The organism is Rhizobium sullae, from assembly GCF_025200715.1.
Taxonomy (GTDB): Bacteria; Pseudomonadota; Alphaproteobacteria; order Rhizobiales; family Rhizobiaceae; genus Rhizobium; species Rhizobium sullae.
Map to the genome: position 1 here is coordinate 1294295 of NZ_CP104143.1, position 19616 is coordinate 1313910.

The window sequence follows — 19616 nt, forward strand, 5'->3', positions numbered from 1 at the left end:
GAGGCGAAATGCGTGAACATGCGAACAGTGCGGAGCCCGAAATCCGCATCCTCGCCATCGATAATGACGAGACGTTTGCAATGCGGATGCAAGAGAATCTTGCCCGCCATGGTTTCGAGGTGGAATGGGCGCGAGACGGTGCCACCGCGTTGAGGCGTATCGCTGAAGGCAATATCGATGCGGTCGTGCTAGACCATGTCCTGAGAGCGGAAAGCGGACTCGATATTCTGCCGCAATTGATCGCCTTGCCGGATCACCCCCCGGTGATCTATGCGACCGTTTCCGGCGATAACGGCATTGCCGTCGCTGCGTTGAAGGCCGGCGCAGGCGGCCATGTTCTCAAAAGCAACTCCCCCGACTTTTTCGATCTGCTGGCGGCGACGCTGGAGCAAGCGCTGGATCGCGCGCGTTTCCGGCGCGAGACGGCTGATGCGCAGGAGGTGATCCGCCAGCAGCGGGACCGCGCCGAGATGTTGCTCGCCGAGGTCAATCACCGTATCGCGAACAGTCTCGGCCTTGTCGGTGCGCTGATCCGCATGCAGTCGTCGATGACAACGGACCGGGTGGCGATCGACGCGCTGTATGAAACGCAGATGCGCATCAATGCCATAGCGAGCGTTCACCGGCGCCTTTACACCAACCGCCAGATCGGCACGGTTCAAGTCGACGAATATCTCGAGAACCTTCTGAACGAGCTCGAGGCTTCCATCCGCGACGACAAGCGGCCGCACCGCGTCGTGCTGGCCGCACAGCCCGTCAATCTGCCGACGGATAAGGTGGTCACGCTCGGCCTCATCGTCAGCGAACTTGTCACCAACGCCTTCAAATACGCCTATAGCGAAGGCGTGCAGGGCGAGGTCAGGGTCATCGTCGAACAGGTGGGCGATCAGTTTCGTCTCGCCGTGGAGGACGACGGTGCCGGCTTCGACCATTCCGGCCCCGCGAAGGGGACCGGCCTCGGCACGAAGATATTGACCGCGATGGCGGCCAGCCTCAAAGCGGAGCTGACCTATGACCCGGCGCATCACGGCACGCGGGCCATACTGGTCTTTTCCGTCGACTGATCGGCGCAGGGGAGGAAGCGGTGGCCAAGATATGCACGCCTGAGGAGGTGTATTCCTTCTGGTTTGAGGAATGCAGCCGTGAGCAGTGGTTCGAGACGTCGCTGTCACTCGATGAGGAAATTCGGGACCGTTTCCGGGATACGCACCTGGCGCTGGCGGGCGGCGTGATCGGCGCCTGGCATGCAAGCCCTGAGAACCGGCTCGCCGCGGTCGTTGTGCTCGATCAGTTTCCGCGGAATATCTACCGGAATACGCCGCTTGCGTTTGCGACGGACGGATTGGCGCTTCGCGAGGCGAAATTGGCGATCGATGCCGGTGCCGACTTGCTCGTTGGCGAGGAATGCCGGACGTTCTTCTACCTGCCTTTCGAGCATGCCGAGGATATGGCGGAGCAGGAGCGGTCGGTGATGCTATTTCAGGCGCTCGGCGATGCAGAGTATCTCGATTATGCCATCCACCATCGCGACGTGATCGCTGCCTATGGCCGGTTTCCGCACCGCAACGCCATCATCGGAAGAGACTCGACCGTCGATGAACTGGAATATCTCGCCCGGCCCGACGCCGGTTTCTGAGCGGCGAAAGCAACTTCCGCCTTTCTGTCGCCTTTCTTTGCGATAAGAAGCAGGCCTCATTGATGAAGCGAATCCTTGCGGGGACATTTTGCGGCTGACAATCATTCTGCTCCGGACGTTTCTTTACCTGATGCTTGCGGTATCGGCTGCCAGCCTGCATGGCGGCTTTGCCGCTGCGCAGGAGCAACCGCAGGCGCAGGCGCCGGCTCCCCTTGCGGATTCGGGGCTCGATCAAGCGGTCAAGGATATCGAAAAGGCCAAGGCGAAACTCACATCGCTTCAAGACAGCGTAAAGCAGAGCGCCGACAACGACGACGCCCTCGTTGGCCTTTCCACGCAGGTGGATGAACTGGGACGCCACATACTCGCGACCTCCGTCAAACTCCGACCCCGTTTCGACCAGATCAAGCACCGTCTCACCGAGCTCGGCGACCCGCCGAAGGAAGGGCAACCGCCGGAAGCGCAGATCGTCACCGACGAGCGAAACGCGCTGACGGCCGAACGTGCGCAGGTCAATGCCGTCACCGGCGATGCGGAAAACCTCTCGGTGGCCGTCAACCAGCTGATGAACGAAGTTGCCGAGACCCGCCGGCGGCTTTTTGCTGAAACTTTGCTGAGGCGCACCGAGGTTTCGGTATCCGTGTTCGACGATGCGGCCACCGCCTTTGTCGCGGAGGTTGGCGAGTTCCGGGAGGCGCTGTCGAGCTGGCTGAGTTTCGTATGGAAGTTCAAGCGGTTCCCGATGTTCGCCGCGATCTTCATGTCGCTCGCGACAGGCCTGGTCATGCTTTCAGGTGGCTACCGGATGTTCGGCCGCTACCTGACGCGGGACGATGGCATCGAGAATCCCTCCTATATCAGCCGGCTCTCGATCGCCTTCTGGTCGACGCTGATCCGCACCTTTGCGCTTGCCGCAGTGCTGGTGACATCATATATTTTCCTCAACAGTTTCAATGTGCTGAGGCCGGACATCGCGCCGGTCATCGGCGCGCTTTTCGCGGCAATCGGACTTATCTATTTCGTCGGGCGCTTCAGCAATGCCGTCTTTGCTCCGGGCGAGCCGCAATGGCGTCTCGTACGTCTTTCGAACCGCGGCGCGCAATCGATTGGCGCATGCCTGCTGGCGATGGCGATCGTCAATGCGCTCGACTATCTGTTCGGCAGCATCAGCGAAGCGATGGGCTCGCCACTGGTTCTGACTGTCGTCAGAAGCTTTATTGCGGCGCTGATCATCGGCCTCATCCTGATTGCGGCCTCCTTTGGTCGTCCAATGCTGGCACGCGACGGCGATCCCGATGCACCGGGCCGCCACTGGCCGCGCGGCATGGCCATCATCCTGCGCCTTCTCGGCATCGGCCTCATCGTCACGGCACTGACCGGCTATGTCGGTCTTGCACGCTTCGTCGCCACGCAGCTCATCATCACCGGCGCGATCGTCGTGACGACCTATATCGGACTACTCTCGGGCAAGGCGATTTCCAAGCAGGAGAGTTTCGGCGACACCTTCATCGGTCGCTTCCTAAGGAACCGCTTCGACATGGGGCCGGTGGCGATCGACCAGGTCGGTCTCGCAGTGGGCCTTGCGATCTATGCCGTCGCGCTCTTGACCGGCATTCCGCTGATCCTGCTGCTCTGGGGCTTCCATATCCAGGATCTTCAGCTGATCGCCTACCGTCTTTTTACGGAGGTCCGCCTCGGCGGCATCAACATTTCGCTGCTCGGCATCTTTACCGGTATCCTGCTTTTCGCTGGCGGCTATTTCCTGACCCGCTGGGTTCAGCGTTGGCTCGACACCAACGTCATGGCGCGAAGCCATGTCGACCTGGGCGTGCGCAATTCCGTGAAGACCGGCATCGGCTATCTGGGTGTTGCCGTCGCAGCGATCTTCGGCGTCTCGGCGGCAGGCATCGATCTTTCGAACCTTGCGCTTGTCGCTTCGGCGCTTTCGGTCGGTATCGGTTTTGGCCTGCAGAACATCGTCTCGAACTTCGTGTCGGGTCTGATCCTGCTCGTGGAACGGCCCTTCAAGGTCGGCGACCACGTGGTATCGGGAACGGCTGAAGGCATCGTGACACGTATCTCTGTGCGTGCGACGGAGATAGAGACTTTCCGCAAGCAGTCGATCATCGTGCCGAACTCCGAACTCATCAATGCTGCCGTTGGCAACTGGACGCATCGCAACAAGGTCGGCCGTTCGGAGATCCCGGTTTCCGTCAGCTACGACGCCGATCCGCAGAAGGTCATGGATATCCTGCTGGAACTGGTCAACGAGGCGCCGTTCGTGCTGCGCAATCCGGAGCCGCATGTCGAGTTCCTGCGTTTCGGCGTCTATTCGCTGGATTTCGAACTGCGCTTCATGCTGGCGGACATGGGCGAGGGCATGAAGGTGCGTAACAACCTGCGTGTCGCCATCCTCAAGCGCTTCAAGGAGGAAGGAATCGAAATCCCATTGCCGCAGAGCGATGTCATTTTTCACCGCGACGACGTCGTTGCTCCGGCGCCAGAACCTTCCGCGATAACAGTAGACGAACAGCCTGATGACGATACCGACGACGGAGCGGTGCGCCATTTGCGCGGCAAGACGGCCGATGGCAATCGCAAACTCTAAGGATTTTATTCAGGGATCGTTCAGAGGCTTTCGCTTATAACGCCTGGGCAATCGGGATTTCGCTGCTGGGGGCAGCAGCGCCGAGACGCTCCAGGGGAGGGCGCATCGCTGCGCCGCACTGAATGGCAAGATTTGCCACGGTTCTGTTTCTTTCGCTTTTCGCCGCCGGGGGCGCATATGCGGCGACAATCACCAACACCGATCCCGCACCAGTCATCGTTATCGTCACCGAAGGCGGCAAACGCGTCGAAGTCGTCGTCGATGCTGGTGTGTCGGAGACGCTTTGCGCCACAGGCTGCTTCATGACGACGCCGGACGGCGACCGCATCGGCCTTGGCGGCGGCGAGACCATCGAGATCGTCAAAGGCTCGGCGGTCTTCAAGTAGGCACACGCCGCACAGCACTTCGCGCATAGTCTCTTAAGCATAAATCGACGAATCGCAGCCCGCCTCGCGGACTGACTTGGTTTCACGCTATGTCGATTAATACTTACTCAAATCAATTCATGTATCGGTTTCGACCGGGGACAGAATTTTCCACTAAAAGGTTTGCTATGTCATTTTTAGGCATTTCGGGAATGCAGTATTCCGGAGAGATGTTTGCTCGTGCGCGTATTATTCTCGCGGAAGATTCCAATGTCTTTACGTCGATGATCAGCAAGCGGTTAAAAGAGCTTTTCGATATCGACGTCGAGATCTGCCGCAATTTCGATGACCTGCAGCTCGCCTACGACAAGTCTTCCGAGCCGATCATGCTGGCGATATCGAACATCAATCTGCCCGGCGCTGAAAAGGGCGAGGCGCTGGAATATCTGGTCGATCTCAGCATTCCGACCATCGTCTTCACTGGCACCTTCCATGAGGGCCTGCGCGACGAACTGATGTCGAAGGATATCGTCGACTACATCCTCAAGGATAACATCTTCGCAGTCGATCTGCTCGCGGAAGCGATCTGCCGCTTCCTCACCAATAAGCGCCATCACGTGCTGATCGTCGACGACAGCGCCACGGCGCGCGCGCTGCTCTCCAGCCGCCTGAAGCGCTATAACTTCCGCGTCAGCGTTGCCGAGAGCGGCGCCAAGGCGCTCGAGATCCTGAGGGCCAATCGCGACATCGGCCTGATGGTCACCGATTACAATATGCCCGATATCGACGGCTTCGAGCTGACGCGGCGCATCCGGGCCAATATCGGCTCGCATCAGCTGCGCATCATCGGCGTTTCGTCCTCGTCCAATCGGCTGCTTTCGGCGCGCTTCCTCAAGGCGGGCGGCAACGATTTCATGCTGCGTCCGTTCATAGACGAGGAGTTCTACTGCCGCGTCAACCAGAACCTCGACACGCTTCTCCAGATCCAGACGATGAAGAGGGAGCGGGCCGTTGCCTGATTCGGAGGTCGAACACGGCGAAAGGAGAGCTCCCGGATGATCCAGGGCGCCTTGGCAGTTGTTACGACATTTCGAATTTTTACAATTGCAGGTTACTGCGCGACCGTTCTGCACCTTCAACCTTCACGGACTCTCGACTATCGTCGGCACCGCTGCAAGGAAGGCCGACTCGGGTCATCCGTGCACTGGAGAGGGTAGGCGGCTGCATGGCGTTTCAGGCGGATTTCAATCGGGATGGCTCAGGTCCGCGCTTCGGCGGCCAGAAAATACTTCTGATTGAAGATTCGCGGATGTTTTCCGCAGTGCTCTGCCACCGGTTCCAGACCGAACTCGGTCTCAACGTCAAATCATGTTCTTCGCTGAAGGCACTGCAGGACGCGCTGGCGCAAGATGATCAGGGCTACACCATGGCGGTCGTCGACCTGAATTTGCCGGATTCGCCCTATGGCGAGGCGCTCGACTGCACGATCGAGCACAACATCCCCGCGATCGTCTTCACCGCGACCTTCGATATCGCGACGCGCAACCGGATACTGGAGCGCAACGTCATCGATTATGTCCTGAAGGACAATGAATTCGCGCTCGACAATCTGGTCGCGACCGTTCGGCGGGCGATACTGAATCGCAAGATGCGCGTCCTCGTCGCCGATGACGTTCCGTCCGCGCGCCAGGTGCTCGTCGATCTGCTGAAGGCGCAGCAATATATGGTCGTCGAGGCGACGTCGGGGCTGGAGGCGCTTGCGGCGCTTGAGGCCTACGGCGATATCGAGCTCGTGGTGACGGACCACCATATGCCGGATATGACTGGCTATGAGTTAACGCGCCGCATCCGCCATCGCTTCGGTTCCGACCGGATGCGGGTCATCGGTATCTCGTCTTCCAATGACCGTTTGCTGTCTGCGAGCTTCCTGAAGGCCGGGGCCAGCGATTTCGTCTACAGGCCGTTCGTGGCCGAGGAGCTTCAGTGCCGCATTGCCAACAATGTCGAGACGCTGACGCAGATGAAGCAGCTGCGGGCGGCAGCGGCGTGCGACTACCTGACGGGTCTCCACAACCGCCGCTATTTCTACGATTACGGGCCTAAGGTCGTGAACGAGTGCCTGAGGCAGAAATCGCTGAGTTCGGTCGCCATCCTCGATATCGATCATTTCAAGCGGCTAAACGACACCTATGGCCACGAGATCGGCGACGAGGTGCTGAAGGCGGTTGCCAATCGGCTTGCCGTCATCTTCGAGGGCAGCGACAACCTGCTCTCACGCCTCGGTGGCGAGGAGTTCGCCATCCTTTTCCCGATGATGGATTCCGCTGCGGCAACGAAGCTCTGCGACGAAGTCCGCTCGGATATTTCACGGCTGAAGGTGGCTGCCGACGATGAGGAACTGTCGGTCACCATCTCGATCGGCGTTGCTGAAATCTCGGGATACGAGACCTTCGAAAATTATCTCAACGCCGCAGACCAGTTTCTCTATATGGCCAAGCACAAGGGCCGCAATCAGGTCTATTCCGACGCCAGGATGACGGAAGAAGCGGCGCAGTAAAACGCCGCCATCTTCGTTACGCTGCGATCGCCTGGCGGGCCGTTGCCATGGTCAGCTTGCGCTCTGCGCGCTCCTGCTGCGGCGAACGGTTGTAGAGTTCGCGATAACACTTCGAGAAATGCGACGCGGAGACGAAGCCGCAAGCGACCGCGACTTCGACGACCGGCATCGAAGACTGCACCAGCAGGTGGCGGGCGCGGTCAAGCCTGATCTCCAGATAGTAGCGGGCAGGGGACCGGCCCATTTCCTGACGAAAAAGCCGCTCGATCTGGCGGCGGGACAGGCCGGCGCCGTCGGCGATCTCAAGCAGCGACAGAGGTTCGGCGAGATTGCCTTCCATCAGTTCGATGATCGACAGGACCTTGGCGTTCTGGACGCCGAGGCGGGCGCGCAGCGGTAGGCGCTGACGGTCGTGCGGGCTGCGGACGCGATCTGTCAGGTGCTGCTCGCAAACCCGGTTGACGAGCGCCTCGCCGAAATCCTGTCCGATCAGGTTCAGCATCATGTCGAGCGAAGCGGTGCCGCCGGCGCAGGTGTAGAGATTGCTGTCCACTTCGTAGAGGTCGGCATAGACCTCCGCCTGCGGGAAGGCTTCGGAAAAGCCCGGCAGGTTTTCCCAGTGGATCGCGCAGCGCTTGCCGTTCAGGAGCCCTGCCTGAGCAAGCACATGCGCGCCCGTACAGAGGCTTCCGACGGCAACGCCGCGGTTGTAGGATTCGCGAAGCCAGGCATTGACGGACTTGTTGTTGAAATCCTCGACATCAATGCCCGAACAGACGAGCACCATGCTTGGCCGGTTCTCGCCGCTGAGATGCCGGCGCTCTTCAGCGAGGGAGGAATTCGCCTCGACGCCGATGCCGCAGGAGGAATAAACTTTGTTGCCGTCGACCGAGGTCAGCCGCCAAGTGTAAGCCGCGTAGCCGAGCATGCGGTTTGCGATGCGCAGCGTGTCGATCGCCGCCGAAAAGGGCAGCATGGTGAACTGGGGAACCATGAAGAACACGAGAGAACGCTTCTTGGTCAGCATCTTGTTCATGAGAAAAATCCATGCTCGAGGGCGATTGCCTATTCGTTGCGTGGAATGCGCCGTTCCGATGTCTCAAAAGCGACATTCGCATGGAAAAATGCGGCCGTGAAGAGCTATTTTGCGACATTGACGAATTAGACCATTGTCAAATGACGAAGCCAGCCTGCAAAAGTTGCGCCACCGGCTTATTTGCGAAATATATGCGTCTGAAATTCAAGATTAAATTTTTGTAGGCTGAAACGATGAAGGCGGCGCCGCCGGTGGGCTGGGCGCCGCCTTCAAGCGGGGAGGTATGTCGCATTCATTACATTACCTTGCGTTCATCCGCGTCGTCTGCAGACGGCCAGCCAATATCTTTGCGGATGTCGAAAGGCATGGATTCGATTTCCCGCGCGTTCTGCCACTGGTGCCAGGAATGTACGAGCCTGCGGGCAACGCTTGCTACATCAAAATGTGCGTCGGAGGATGAACTCTTGCCATCCCGGTAACCGATCGTAGTCATCGCCGTTTCCTTTCTCACGCGGTTTGCGCTTGGTGCTTAATATGCTCCTTGGTCATTCATCAAACAAACGAATAGATTTTATGGATACGATCAGATTTATTGAACGTCTTTAGGACGGTTAGCATGTCGCTTCGGCAGTGATGAACCACTTGTCGCAGACTGAAAAACGTGACGCAGAGGCCAAACGATACTGATGCAACCCAGTGAAATATTGACGCAGGTGAGTCGGTTCTTTTGGGCAGGCCACAATAAAACAACCGTCCAAGTTCCGCGTCGGGTCAGGGCTACCGCAAGGCCTAGTTTGAGAATACGACGAACAGATCGTTGGCTAACATGAAAAATCCTGACTGCAGATTCCGAGGCAATCCGCCCTCGCATTCCGAAATGATGCCGCCCCCCAATTCCGAGAATTAACCGCCCCCTTGTTCCGAAATCATTCCGCCCCTGATTGGGCTGTTTGTCGGGGTGTTCTGCTGGTGAGACGTTCGTCCTTCGATTGCGCTGAGAGGAAAGAACGCGATGCCAGCGGAGAGACTCAAGATGCGGCGTGTCCGCGAGATTTTAAGATACCGATTTAAGGACTGTCTTGGCCACAAGTCGATTGCGGTGCGCGTTGGTGCGGCGCCGTCGACGGTGCGTGAGACGCTGCGCCGTGCGGAGATTGCCGGGCTTTCGCGGGGCTGCAGCATTGCTTGTGCCTGACAATGCCAAGGTCGCCGTGATCAAGACTTGCCTCTTTGATCTGCAGGTCAATCGCAGCTATGCCGGGATGCCGGCTCACTACGGGAGCGCTGTTCTTCCGACGCGACCGAGAAAGCCTCGTGACGCGAATGAACTGACAACAATTAATGCCAGCAGAACCGCAGCCTCAAGGGGACGAGATCATCCCCGAATCCGGGGGCGCAATCATCTCGGAACAGAGGGGCGGCTTCATCGGAATCAGCAATCCTGACGCAAAGATTCGAAGTTCTTGAACTACTCAAACAGGAAGGACGGCCTGTGGATTTTGACGTTGGTCAGATGTAAAGTCGCGCAATTGAATGCGCGCACATCCACCCAACGATATTGTACGCCGCAGGAGCGGTCACCGCTGTGGATCGAAAGCTTGCAGCCATCCTTTCCACCGATGTGGCCGGCTTCAGCCGCCTCACGGCGATTGACGAGGAGAGCACGGTTCGTGCACTTAACTTGTGCCATAGTCGGATCGCCGAGTTAGTGCGCGAGCATGGCGGTCGTATCTTCGGCAGCGCAGGCGACGGCCTTGTCGCGGAGTTCCCAAGTGCAGTTCAGGCGGTCCGGTGCGCGGTTGAAATCCAGCGTCGCGTTCTCAGCCTCTCGGAAGACCTCCCACTGGATCGCCGTTTGGAATTTCGCATCGGCGTCAATCTGGGTGACGTGGTTGTGTCAGGTGACGATCTGCTAGGCGATGGCGTCAACATCGCGGCGCGCTTGCAGGAGATGGCGGCCCCATCAGGCATCTGCATATCCGGGTCGGTACGCGAACATCTCGATGGCAAGGTGCCGTTCACGCTGACCAGCCTTGGCGATCGGGCCTTGAAGAACATCCCCAGGCCAATTTCTGCCTTTCGGGTCGACTGGCGGCAAGAGACGCCCGAGGGCCGTGACGCGGGGTCAGGGCCATCTCTTGCGACCCGCTTTGGCAGGGACCAGCCGTCGATCGTGATCATGCCCTTCGACAACCTCAGCGGTCAGAGCGATGGGTACTTTGTGGACGGCGTCGTGGAGGAAATCACCGCCGCCCTTTCCCGTGTTCGGGACTTCTTTGTGATCGCCCGCCAGTCCGCGTTCACGTACAAGGGACGTTTCGTCGACGTGCGTGACGTTGGCAGGGAACTTGGAGTCACTTACGTGGTCGAAGGGACCGTTCGCCGGGGAGGGGATCGGCTGCGCATCTCTGTACAACTGGTCGACGCCGAGATGCGGACCCAGCTTTGGTCCGAGCGTTATGAGGGCGCGACCCACGACATCTTTGAGTTTCAGGACAGGATCGCGGCGCAGGTCGCGGGCGCAATCCATCCAGCCATCCGCAGCGCGGAAATCGAGGTGTCGAAGCGTAAGCCGCCTAGCAGTCTGCGCGCCTATGACCTCGTCATGCGTGCCTACCCACACCTCTGGGGTCACAACAAAGATGCTGTCAGGCGGGCGATACCGCTACTTGAGGATGCCATCGCGATCGACTCTGCTTACGGCCGAGCCCATGCATTTCTCGCATGGTGCCATGCGCAGAACCTCGGCTATATCTGGACCGAAGAGCCGGAGCGGGACTTGGAACGCGCCCTTAGGGCCACCGAGGCTGCGGCGCGCTCCATCGACGATGATCCGGCTGCCCTGACAGCCGTAGGTGGAGCGTTGAGCCACTGCGGCGATCAGGAGCGTGCTTCGGCTTACCTTGAAAGAGCGCTGGCGCTCGATCCGAACAATGCCTGGGCATGGGCGAGGTTTGGATGGGTTGCAAGCTACAAGGGCGAGCCTGATCGCGCTAAGGAGCGGTTCGAGCGGGCGATGACGCTCAGTCCGGCGGACCCGCTTGCCTTCAACATGAGAATGGGCTTCGCTCTCGCATTAGCTCTGGCAGGCTCCCTTTCAGAGGCAGTCTCCATCGCCCGGGAGGTAGTCAACAAACATCCAGAGGTCACCTGGCCTTATCGGATGATGACTGCGTGGTCGTCAATGGCAGGCGACCAGGACACCGCTCGATGGGCCGCGAAGAAACTCTTGGCAGCCGAACCGGACTTTACGATCCAGCGCTATCTGACTCGGCCCGTGTTTCGAGCCGTACCGAAATGGGCCGATCAAATGGCCGAGGGCTTGCGGAAGGCAGGACTGCCCGAACATTGACTGCAGTTAAACGCAATTATGCAGCAACTGCCACCGGATGCCAGTTCTGTGAAATCTGAGGGCGATGTCTCGGATCATCTTTGCCCATGACAGAAGAATTGCAGGGCGGCGATCAGTAGGAGCTTTGCAATAGCCCGAGACTTGTCCGCCGCCGAGGTCGCCTTTCGGGCCCATGCGCGAACCCGCTTCGCGGGAGGGAGCTCGCGGTGGGGCTGGTTTGATTATCTGAGGTTCTAGGCAGGTAGAGGGCAAAGAGTGCGAACATAGGCAAGATTGATAGCTTGCGAAAAGGGGACTGCCTTACAGTGCTCTATCGGGACGGAGGAAGACACGAGGCGAGGTGCGCTGCGTTTCGCCCGCCATGGTGCGGATCAATTCCACCGACTATGCAGTCGACGTTTCGGCGCAGGCGGGAGCCGACTGGAAGCACGATCTCTGGGCAGCGCTCTGCAGCGCTCCAGTTTCCTGAGCGGCAGTACGGCACGGCTTGATCGATCGCGGCGTCAGCCTTTTCGGGGACGGATCTCCATGAACACGTATGGTGCGCCGGTCTCCGACGGGATCGCATAAACGTCATAGGACGCCTCCGGGTCGTCGCCCATTCCCAACGAGCCAGACGGCATGCCCGGCACGGCCAGCCCTCGAACGGGTGGCCGCTCCCGCAACAGGCGCTGGACGGCCTCGAGCGGCACGTGTCCCTCAAGGTAGTATTCCTCGATGACGGCGGTGTGGCATCCCTCCAATTCGGCGGGCACGTGCAGTCGCGCCTTGACAGCGGCAAGGTCGCCGGTGTCGCGGGCGTCGACGGAAAATCCTGCCGCCGCCATCGCCTTCGACCATTCATGGCAGCAGCCGCAGTTCGGATCCTTATAGACGGTCATCTCGGCCGGGACAGTGGCATGGGCCCTTCCCCCAAGGAACACTAGGGCGGATGCCGCCATCGCGATGAAGCTTCTCCTGTGCATCGTCTCCACTCCTCGATGTCCCGCCGCCCGGATGCCTCCGGGCGGCGGGAGGCTGGCTTACTTTACCTCGGTGACGGTCAGCTTGCCATTCACGCGTTCGGCAACGAACTCGATGTTCGAACCTTCCTTGAGCCTTTCGAGCAGAGCCGGGTCTTCGACGCGGAAGACCATCGTCATCGCAGGCATGTCGAGGCTCTTCAGGTCCTCATGCTTGATGGTGACCTTGTTGGTCTTGGTGTCGACCTTGTTGACGACACCCTTGGTGAATTCCTGGGCGAACGCACCGAAGGCTGCGCTGGCCGAAAGCAGGGCGGCTACGCCGATCTTGATCATTGCGGTTTTCATCTCTGTGTCTCCTTGGTTTCGATTATTTCCCGGCGACGGTGACGTCGCCATGCATGCCAGCCTCGTAGTGGCCGGGGATCAGGCAGGCGAACTTGAACTGCCCGTCGGTGGTGAACTTCCAGACGATCTCGCCGGATTGGCCGGCCGGAAGTCGGATCGAATTCGGATCGTCGTGTTCCATCTCCGGGAACTTCTCCATGACCGCCTTGTGCTCAAGGATCTTGTCTTCCTGATCGAGCACGAACTCGTGGTCGACCGTCCCGGCATTCTTGATCGCGATCTTGACCGTCTGCCCCTTGCGGACGTTGAAGACGGCGGGGGTGAATAGCATCTTGCCGTCGTCGGTTTCCTTCATCGTGACGCGGATCGTCTGCGTGGCCTTGGCTTTATCGCCAGGTTCGCCGATGGCCATTTTCTCAGCGTGGCCGCCGGCATGATTGCCGGCAGCCAAGGCTGGGGTTGCAAGGGCGGCCAGCGCCAGTGCCAATACAAAGTTCTTCATGGGTAAATCCTTTTCTTGATGTGGAAGATGGAGCCTCAGCCGTTTGTCGGCTTCGGGGTGATTTGCGTCTTCGCGTCCTTGGCCTTGGTCGCCGCCGGCAGTTCGCCGGTCCATTCCCAGGCCTGCGTTCCGGGCGGGTTCTCGTACCAGCCCGGATCGGCGTAATCGTCCGCCGAGATGCCCTCGCGGACCTTCACGACCGAGAACATGCCGCCCATCTCGATGGGGCCGTGCGGCCCCCAGCCGGTCATCATCGGAACGGTGTTCTCGGGAATGGGCATTTCCATTTCGCCCATGTCGGCCATGCCCTTGGTGCCCATGGGCATGTATTCAGGCTGCAGCTTCCTGATCTTCTCGGCGACCTTCGACTTGTCCGCACCGATGAAGGTCGGAATGTCGTGACCCATGGCGTTCATCGTGTGGTGCGACTTGTGGCAATGGATCGCCCAGTCGCCGAGATACCTGGCGTCGAACTCGTAGGCGCGCATCGCGCCGACCGGGATGTCGATGCTCACCTCCGGCCATCGCGCTTCCGGCCGCACCCAGCCACCGTCGGTACATGTCACTTCGAAATCGTAGCCATGCATGTGGATCGGGTGGTTCGTCATCGTCAGGTTGCCGACGCGGACGCGGACGCGGTCGTTCCTGGAAACCACCAGGGGGCTGATGTCCGGGAACACGCGGCTGTTCCAGCACCACATGTTGAAGTCGGTCATCTCCATGATGCGCGGCACGTAGGAGCCGGGATCGATGTCGTAGGCGTTGAGCAGGAAGACGAAGTCGCGGTCGACGCGCATGAACTTCGGATCCTTGGGATGGACGACGAAGAAGCCCATCATGCCCATGGCCATCTGCACCATCTCGTCGGAGTGCGGGTGGTACATGAAGGTGCCGGACTTCACGAGGTCGAACTCGTAGACGTAGGTCTTGCCGACCGGGATGTGCGGCTGCGTCAGGCCGCCGACGCCGTCCATGCCCGACGGCACGAGCATGCCGTGCCAGTGGATCGTCGTGTGCTCCGGCAGCTTGTTGGTGACGAAGATGCGGACGCGGTCGCCTTCGACGGCCTCGATCGTCGGGCCGGGCGACTGTCCGTTGTAACCCCATAAATATGCGGTCATGCCGTCGGCCATCTCGCGCTCGACCGGTTCGGCGACGAGGTGGAACTCCTTGACGCCGTTGTTCATCCGGTGAGGCAGGGTCCAGCCGTTGAGGGTGACCACCGGCTGGTAGTCCGGACCCGAGGCCGGATGAAGCGGCGGCTGCATGTCGGCCGATGCCATTGTCGGGGCGTCGGGCAGACCCATCGCCGATGTCTTTGTCCAGGCGCCGGCCGCCAGCAGCGCCGCGCTCGCACCGAACAGTTGTCGTCTGTTGAACATGGTGAGTTCCTTTCTCAATGGCCGCCGCCGCTGCTGCTTTCGGAAGCAGCGGCGACCTCGGTCTCTGCCGACGCGTTCGTCGCGCCGCCGCCGTAGATCGCCGGCGCGAGGTTGGCTTCGGCGAGCCAGAAGTCGCGCTTCGCATTGACGGAAAGCAGCATGGCGTTGATTTTGTCGCGGGTGTCGGTCAGCAGCTCGAAGGTGTTGGTGATCATGCCGTTGTAGGTCAGCAGGGATTCTTCTTCGACCTTGGTGCGCAGCGGCACGACGGCGTTGCGGTAGTGCCGCGCGATGTCGTAGTTCGCGCGGTAGGCCTCATAGGCGGATCGTGCTTGCGAGCGGACATTGACGGCCTTCTCGGCGAGCTGGTTTGCCGCCCGCATATAGGCCACCTCGGCCTTGCGCATGCGGGCCTTGCCGGTGTCGAAGATCGGGATGGCGAACTCCAGCTCGACCTGAGCCGTCGTCCTTGTCTTCTTCTCGTCGTCCTCGATTTCCTGTTCGGTTTCGAAGCCCGTCAGGATTTCGAGGTCGGTGACGTAACGTGTGGCTTCGGTGAGCCCATAGGACCTGGCAGTGGCCTCCAGTTCGAGCTTCGCGACCTGCAGGTCGATCCGGTTTCGGAGGGCTTCGGCCTCGATGGTGTCGCGCCGGACGACGGCCTTGGGTAGCGGTGGCAGGCTGTTGGGAACCTGGTAGTCCAGGTCGGAGCCCCACAGACCCATCAGCCGTGTCAGCTCCTCCTTGGCGAGACGGGCCGCCAGGCGGGCCTTCGCCGTTTCTGCGGCGAGTTCGGCGACGAACACATGTTCGCGGGCCTGGGCGCCCTTGGCCATCGCGCCGGTCTCGCCCAGCTTCTCGGCCAGTTCGGAAGCGGCGTCGGCCGCTGCCTGGGCACGCTGGAGCTGCCCGACGTTTTCCCAGGCCGCCACCGCGCCGATAAAGGCACGCCGCGTGTCGGCGGCGAGCTGGAGGGTCGTCACCGCCGCGGTCAACTGCGCCTGGCGGAAGCGGGTGTCGGCGATCGCCACGTCCCGGTTCTTCGTCGCGAGCGCCAGGATGTTCGTCGTGATCATCCCTTCGATCGTCTTGAACGCCTCGAGTTCCGGCGTCCCTATGCCTGTCGTGCCGATGGAGACGGTCGGGTTGATGAACAGCGTCGACTGCCAGGCGTCGGCGGCGCTGTCGCCGAGATCGGCATACGCCGCTTGCAGACCTTTGTTGTTGAGCAGGGCGATCTGGACGGCGGTTTCGGCGTCGAGTGCCTGCTTGCGGGCAAGAAGCGTCTTGACTTGGGCCGAGGCTGCCTGAGCCTGTTGCTGATTTTGTACCCAGACGGTCTGCTTGGCGGTTACCGTCGAGGTCTTCGCCGCGACGGTGCTGAAGCCCGCGTCGCGCTTTGCGTAGTCGGCTCCGCTCACACAGCTCGCCAAGACAACGGGAAGGGTCGCGACGGCAGCAAGTTTCCTGATCGTGATCATGACGCATCTCCGCTCTTCGGAGCCTGCTGCTCATTCTGCTGACGCCAGGGTTTGGGGTCGACCGGTTGACGGGAAACATAGCCGGAAATGGGCGAGTGATATCGAACCGGACGCACAGAATACGTCTGTTCAACGTCCGTCGATGCAATGACATCGGGAGGTAATGTGGATGCGCAGCCACCTATGACAAGGGCCAGCCCCACCACCAATATGGAAGGTCTCATTTTTGAAAATCCGAATAAAAGACTTCGAGCGGCAGACCCGGTGATACCGGGAATGCCCTGCGGACCCGCAATGCGGGTTAGTCTCTATTCAGATATTCGGGGGACGGTGCAGGGGCGGCAGCTCGCCAAAGGTTTGCTGATCGTCGACGAACTGCCGGATGGATGTCTCGACGGGTCCGCCGACGTCGGGGCCTTCACAAATCATGCCAAGCCCGCCGCAGAAATCGCTGCAGCATTCCTGCTTGACGAGCTTTGAGACACCATTGGCGTTATCGGAGATGTCGCCATGCGAATGATCGAGATGGGCCGCCTCCGCCACGTCGTGACCCCCGTGGGACGGCATCGTTTCCGAGGCAACGGCTTCCAGCTCGGGGACAGAGGAGCCATGCATCACCGCGTTGGCGTTGGATAGCGAGTACCCCGCCAGCGATACGATGATCACCAGCCGTATCATCACGAGCAGCTTGCTCACTGTGATTCGGTACATCTTGCCCATTCCCAACGAGCTACATGCAAAGCAGCCCGATTTCAATTAGGGCCTACGTGTCTTCAACATTCGAGTCCTTTATGTGGCGCGAACATCACGTTGTGGGTCTCCGTCATCAAATTTCCGATAAGTCGCCCCGTGGCGCTGGCCGATCCGTTCGACGGAAGCAAGTGACGAATCCTGTCGGGATCGCGGAGCCTGCCGCGTTCGACGACGCACGTGAAAGCGAGGACGCCATGAATACGGTGCGATGCTTCTCACGCAGAACGTGTGTCACATCGATTTCACGCGACTGACGATGGGGGGCGTGCTTAGTCACAACGGGCAATTTCAGTCCATCTCTGGCTCCGCTCGTCCTGAGGGCGTCAGACATAATCCGGCCGGGATGAGGCGTCGGTCCGATGGGCGCGTTCTCCCCGGGGGCCGGTTCGTTCGAATTGACGCGATGTGGGGTATTTCATGACGATCAAGACAGCATTGTTGAGAATGTCTCTGATTATCATCTCCGGGTGGGTCATGGTCGGCGCGATCACCTTGGTAATGTTCCATTGAACCGCGGGTTGCATCGGTGCGGTTCCTGGTGCAGCGAAAACGATCGCTGAACTTGCGTATGACGAACAGAGACGCAGGTCTTGACGATCACCGACCCGACGGCCAACTGCGGTCCGCCCCCCCATATCGATCCCATGACCATGATGAAAATAGTCGCGCAGCGTCCTCTGGAACGATCCCTCTACCTGGTTGCAGGCCGCGATCCGACGTCGTGGCCGGGGCAGGGGCGCTGGCCTTAATGCATGGCCTCGATAAAGGCGCGGCGATAAAACACGCTGAGGTTGATCCGTTCTGTAGCGACTGCCGCAAGCTTCTTTTCAAGACGGCGCTCGAACTCTCGCGATTGGGCTGCCGGCGGCCTGCCGTGGGGCGTTGTGGGCTTTAACCTGATCCGTGGTCCGAGGTCGTCGCAATATTGGGCAAGCACCATCCCGGCGTTGACCAGCAGGGTTCTTATCTGGGGACGGTGCTCGGCGGCGATGACGAGGCCAAACGACTTGATCAGGACAGGCTTCGGGACTGGCAGCTCGATCTCGTCGACGATGTCGTTTCCCACTTGCGCTCCCTCGGCGAAGACGAGGTACTGGTCCACCAGATCACGGGCGGCTTTGAGGGTCTCTGTATCCGGGTTGTATCGGAACCAGGTTTCATTGAAAGGACTCAGTGATCCATATGTCATCAGGAACTCCTTCGCCCTTCAAAATGAACGTGGGGACTGCCTGATTGTTCAAATGATGCCGCAGCTCGGCTGCCCGCCTGGCTGCGCCCGCGCAGGATATTCTGCCGCGGCGCGTTGCCTCTTTGCCATGGAAGTGGTCGACAAGTGCGCGGCGTTGCTAGGTATGGGGCGCAGGAGTAGACTTCAAATGTGATGGACCGGAGCGATGTGGGAGCATCGCGGAAGGAGGTCCGGTATGAACAACGCGCCCGCAAACGACAACGCGCGGAAACCGCCCTCGGCAGAGGCCGGCGTCATCTTCGCCGGCCATGTGCATGAAGTGACCGTCCATGCCGACGTTCTCGCTCTGCTGCCCGATCCGGCAACTGCGCGACCGTGCCTGGATATCGCCGAAGACGCCGCCCGCGCCATCCACGGCACCATGGCTGTGGCTCATGTCGGTGCGGATCCGAAAGGGATGATTGCCGCACCGGAGGAGATCGACCTGCAGATGCTGCGAGACCGGACGGAAGGGTCGCCGCGCGAGCGGTTCGAGCAGGTCGCCCGCGCCTTCGAGGATTGGAAGCAGGACAAGCCCGGCCGGGAACGGCTCCTTCTCGATGACTGCCGCGGCGATCTCAGTCGCTGCGTGACCGCCGAAACCCATGAGGCGGCGCTCGTCGTCGCCCCGTGGCATGGCAACATGGATGCCCGCGATGCGTTTCACGATCTTCTTTTCCATGAGCGCAAGCTGGTGCTGACACAGCCTTGCGGTTCCTATGCCGGCAATCTGTTGGGCCATGTGGTGATCGGCTGGAAACCGCATGATCATGTGCAGGATGCCGCCACCGCCGCCAGACGCTGGCTGGCCGCGTCCGATCGCGTGACGGTTCTATGCGTCAACGACAAACCGGACGGAAGCTACCAGTTAACGGCAAGGGAACTGCTTGATCAGCTGGGGCTTGATGGCGACGTCGCCGCAATCAGCTCGGGAGGCCGGTCCGTCGGGGAGGCGATTCTCGATTTCGCCAAGTCGGCGAATGCGACGTGCCTGTTGATCGGCGCTTTCAAGCATGGCTATTTCCTGGAACTGCTGCTCGGCCGTGTCACTTATTACCTGCTGTCGCATGCGCCGCTTCCCTTAATGATGAAGCATTAGCGGCGATCACTGGAGGGCCAGCCGGGCGTGAATCGCATTTCATGTTGCATCGCCAACGCAGAACTCTGCTGAGAAGCGGAGTGTCGTGTGGATAATTCTCGAGTATTGTTACCCGGATAGGGGGCGACATCAGCGATCAGGTGGCTGGGCAGGGTGCTCATCTGCCGTATGGTGTTCTCCCAGGTCGTGCGCTGCAGTTGTGTTGCCCTGAATGCGAAGAAGGTGTCCAGAATGCTGTATGCTGTCCCGGTCATCATGGCCTCCTTGGTTTGTCGAGCCATGGTGCTAAGATAGCCACGCGTTGACT

21 protein-coding genes are annotated in these 19616 nt (G+C 60.1%); 10 read left to right on the forward strand and 11 right to left on the reverse strand.

Going from position 1 to position 19616, the window contains the following annotated elements; all coding sequences use genetic code 11:
• Nucleotides 1-8 precede the first annotated feature (8 nt).
• The 6 genes from N2599_RS06515 to N2599_RS06540 all read left to right on the forward strand — a co-directional run bounded on the left by N2599_RS06515 (nucleotide 9) and on the right by N2599_RS06540 (nucleotide 7166).
• Entirely contained in the window at nucleotides 9-1064 is a 1056-nt protein-coding gene (locus N2599_RS06515) for a sensor histidine kinase (protein WP_027508947.1), read from the forward strand.
• 20 nt (nucleotides 1065-1084) lie between these two features.
• Nucleotides 1085-1636, forward strand: coding sequence for a DUF924 family protein (locus N2599_RS06520; RefSeq protein ID WP_027508948.1), 552 nt, complete (start codon nucleotides 1085-1087; stop codon nucleotides 1634-1636).
• A gap of 88 nt (nucleotides 1637-1724) precedes the next feature.
• On the forward strand, nucleotides 1725-4244 hold the full coding sequence (locus N2599_RS06525; protein ID WP_027508949.1) for a mechanosensitive ion channel family protein: 2520 nt from the start codon (nucleotides 1725-1727) through the stop codon (nucleotides 4242-4244).
• 122 nt (nucleotides 4245-4366) lie between these two features.
• Nucleotides 4367-4630, forward strand: coding sequence for a hypothetical protein (locus tag N2599_RS06530; protein WP_027508950.1), 264 nt, complete (start codon nucleotides 4367-4369; stop codon nucleotides 4628-4630).
• 167 nt (nucleotides 4631-4797) lie between these two features.
• A complete protein-coding gene (locus N2599_RS06535; protein WP_027508951.1) occupies nucleotides 4798-5628 on the forward strand; it encodes a response regulator in 831 nt (276 codons plus the stop codon).
• Nucleotides 5629-5834: 206 nt separating this feature from the next.
• On the forward strand, nucleotides 5835-7166 hold the full coding sequence (locus N2599_RS06540; protein ID WP_027508952.1) for a diguanylate cyclase: 1332 nt from the start codon (nucleotides 5835-5837) through the stop codon (nucleotides 7164-7166).
• 16 nt (nucleotides 7167-7182) lie between these two features.
• Here the strand turns inward: N2599_RS06540 and N2599_RS37790 are convergent, their stop codons facing one another.
• Entirely contained in the window at nucleotides 7183-8202 is a 1020-nt protein-coding gene (locus N2599_RS37790; RefSeq protein WP_027508953.1) for a GlxA family transcriptional regulator, read from the reverse strand.
• Nucleotides 8203-8497: 295 nt separating this feature from the next.
• A complete protein-coding gene (locus N2599_RS06555) occupies nucleotides 8498-8695 on the reverse strand; it encodes a hypothetical protein (protein ID WP_027508954.1) in 198 nt (65 codons plus the stop codon).
• A 519-nt stretch (nucleotides 8696-9214) separates the two neighbouring features.
• Between N2599_RS06555 and N2599_RS37795 the strand changes: the two genes are divergently transcribed.
• The 3 genes from N2599_RS37795 to N2599_RS06570 all read left to right on the forward strand — a co-directional run bounded on the left by N2599_RS37795 (nucleotide 9215) and on the right by N2599_RS06570 (nucleotide 12023).
• On the forward strand, nucleotides 9215-9397 hold the full coding sequence (locus tag N2599_RS37795) for a hypothetical protein (RefSeq protein WP_375714136.1): 183 nt from the start codon (nucleotides 9215-9217) through the stop codon (nucleotides 9395-9397).
• A 390-nt stretch (nucleotides 9398-9787) separates the two neighbouring features.
• Nucleotides 9788-11554, forward strand: a complete 1767-nt coding sequence (locus N2599_RS06565) for an adenylate/guanylate cyclase domain-containing protein (protein ID WP_027508955.1) — start codon at nucleotides 9788-9790, stop codon at nucleotides 11552-11554.
• Between the two features lie 340 nt (nucleotides 11555-11894).
• Nucleotides 11895-12023, forward strand: coding sequence for a hypothetical protein (locus tag N2599_RS06570; protein ID WP_260308463.1), 129 nt, complete (start codon nucleotides 11895-11897; stop codon nucleotides 12021-12023).
• A 34-nt stretch (nucleotides 12024-12057) separates the two neighbouring features.
• Here the strand turns inward: N2599_RS06570 and N2599_RS06575 are convergent, their stop codons facing one another.
• The 8 genes from N2599_RS06575 to N2599_RS06610 form a co-directional block, all read right to left on the reverse strand.
• Nucleotides 12058-12519, reverse strand: coding sequence for a DUF411 domain-containing protein (locus N2599_RS06575; protein WP_027508956.1), 462 nt, complete (start codon nucleotides 12517-12519; stop codon nucleotides 12058-12060).
• A gap of 57 nt (nucleotides 12520-12576) precedes the next feature.
• Nucleotides 12577-12864, reverse strand: a complete 288-nt coding sequence (locus tag N2599_RS06580; RefSeq protein WP_027508957.1) for a copper-binding protein — start codon at nucleotides 12862-12864, stop codon at nucleotides 12577-12579.
• Nucleotides 12865-12886: 22 nt separating this feature from the next.
• Entirely contained in the window at nucleotides 12887-13366 is a 480-nt protein-coding gene (locus N2599_RS06585; RefSeq protein ID WP_100773381.1) for a cupredoxin domain-containing protein, read from the reverse strand.
• 35 nt (nucleotides 13367-13401) lie between these two features.
• Nucleotides 13402-14748: a multicopper oxidase family protein gene (locus N2599_RS06590; RefSeq protein ID WP_260308042.1), complete on the reverse strand. Its 1347-nt coding sequence runs from the start codon at nucleotides 14746-14748 to the stop codon at nucleotides 13402-13404.
• A 14-nt stretch (nucleotides 14749-14762) separates the two neighbouring features.
• The gene (locus tag N2599_RS06595; protein WP_260308044.1) at nucleotides 14763-16229 is read right to left on the reverse strand and encodes a TolC family protein; all 1467 of its coding nucleotides are present in this window, start codon (nucleotides 16227-16229) and stop codon (nucleotides 14763-14765) included.
• The gene (locus N2599_RS06600; protein WP_100771843.1) at nucleotides 16226-16453 is read right to left on the reverse strand and encodes a hypothetical protein; all 228 of its coding nucleotides are present in this window, start codon (nucleotides 16451-16453) and stop codon (nucleotides 16226-16228) included. Before N2599_RS06600 ends, N2599_RS06595 begins: the two co-directional genes overlap by 4 nt.
• 88 nt (nucleotides 16454-16541) lie before the next feature.
• On the reverse strand, nucleotides 16542-16949 hold the full coding sequence (locus N2599_RS06605) for a hypothetical protein (RefSeq protein ID WP_198521613.1): 408 nt from the start codon (nucleotides 16947-16949) through the stop codon (nucleotides 16542-16544).
• Between the two features lie 778 nt (nucleotides 16950-17727).
• Nucleotides 17728-18171, reverse strand: a complete 444-nt coding sequence (locus tag N2599_RS06610; RefSeq protein ID WP_027514037.1) for a hypothetical protein — start codon at nucleotides 18169-18171, stop codon at nucleotides 17728-17730.
• 235 nt (nucleotides 18172-18406) lie between these two features.
• On the opposite strand from N2599_RS06610, the gene N2599_RS06615 reads away from it, so the two are divergent.
• Entirely contained in the window at nucleotides 18407-19309 is a 903-nt protein-coding gene (locus tag N2599_RS06615; protein ID WP_027514036.1) for a universal stress protein, read from the forward strand.
• Here N2599_RS06615 and N2599_RS06620 read toward each other — a convergent pair.
• Entirely contained in the window at nucleotides 19306-19566 is a 261-nt protein-coding gene (locus tag N2599_RS06620; RefSeq protein ID WP_156915398.1) for a hypothetical protein, read from the reverse strand. The two genes, N2599_RS06615 and N2599_RS06620, sit on opposite strands and share 4 nt — an antisense overlap.
• Between the last annotated feature and the right edge of the window lie 50 nt (nucleotides 19567-19616).

What these genes read in the sequence shown, in the direction of transcription:
- N2599_RS06515 (WP_027508947.1), top strand. Translation starts at nt 9, where the DNA reads ATGCGTGAACATGCGAACAGTGCGGAGCCCGAAATCCGCATCCTCGCC.
- N2599_RS06530 (WP_027508950.1), top strand. Translation starts at nt 4,367, where the DNA reads ATGGCAAGATTTGCCACGGTTCTGTTTCTTTCGCTTTTCGCCGCCGGG.
- N2599_RS06535 (WP_027508951.1), top strand. Translation starts at nt 4,798, where the DNA reads ATGTCATTTTTAGGCATTTCGGGAATGCAGTATTCCGGAGAGATGTTT.
- N2599_RS06540 (WP_027508952.1), top strand. Translation starts at nt 5,835, where the DNA reads ATGGCGTTTCAGGCGGATTTCAATCGGGATGGCTCAGGTCCGCGCTTC.
- N2599_RS37790 (WP_027508953.1), bottom strand. Translation starts at nt 8,202, where the DNA reads ATGAACAAGATGCTGACCAAGAAGCGTTCTCTCGTGTTCTTCATGGTT.
- N2599_RS06555 (WP_027508954.1), bottom strand. Translation starts at nt 8,695, where the DNA reads ATGACTACGATCGGTTACCGGGATGGCAAGAGTTCATCCTCCGACGCA.
- N2599_RS37795 (WP_375714136.1), top strand. Translation starts at nt 9,215, where the DNA reads ATGCCAGCGGAGAGACTCAAGATGCGGCGTGTCCGCGAGATTTTAAGA.
- N2599_RS06575 (WP_027508956.1), bottom strand. Translation starts at nt 12,519, where the DNA reads ATGCACAGGAGAAGCTTCATCGCGATGGCGGCATCCGCCCTAGTGTTC.
- N2599_RS06580 (WP_027508957.1), bottom strand. Translation starts at nt 12,864, where the DNA reads ATGAAAACCGCAATGATCAAGATCGGCGTAGCCGCCCTGCTTTCGGCC.
- N2599_RS06585 (WP_100773381.1), bottom strand. Translation starts at nt 13,366, where the DNA reads ATGAAGAACTTTGTATTGGCACTGGCGCTGGCCGCCCTTGCAACCCCA.
- N2599_RS06590 (WP_260308042.1), bottom strand. Translation starts at nt 14,748, where the DNA reads ATGTTCAACAGACGACAACTGTTCGGTGCGAGCGCGGCGCTGCTGGCG.
- N2599_RS06595 (WP_260308044.1), bottom strand. Translation starts at nt 16,229, where the DNA reads ATGATCACGATCAGGAAACTTGCTGCCGTCGCGACCCTTCCCGTTGTC.
- N2599_RS06600 (WP_100771843.1), bottom strand. Translation starts at nt 16,453, where the DNA reads ATGAGACCTTCCATATTGGTGGTGGGGCTGGCCCTTGTCATAGGTGGC.
- N2599_RS06605 (WP_198521613.1), bottom strand. Translation starts at nt 16,949, where the DNA reads ATGGGCAAGATGTACCGAATCACAGTGAGCAAGCTGCTCGTGATGATA.
- N2599_RS06610 (WP_027514037.1), bottom strand. Translation starts at nt 18,171, where the DNA reads ATGACATATGGATCACTGAGTCCTTTCAATGAAACCTGGTTCCGATAC.
- N2599_RS06615 (WP_027514036.1), top strand. Translation starts at nt 18,407, where the DNA reads ATGAACAACGCGCCCGCAAACGACAACGCGCGGAAACCGCCCTCGGCA.
- N2599_RS06620 (WP_156915398.1), bottom strand. Translation starts at nt 19,566, where the DNA reads ATGATGACCGGGACAGCATACAGCATTCTGGACACCTTCTTCGCATTC.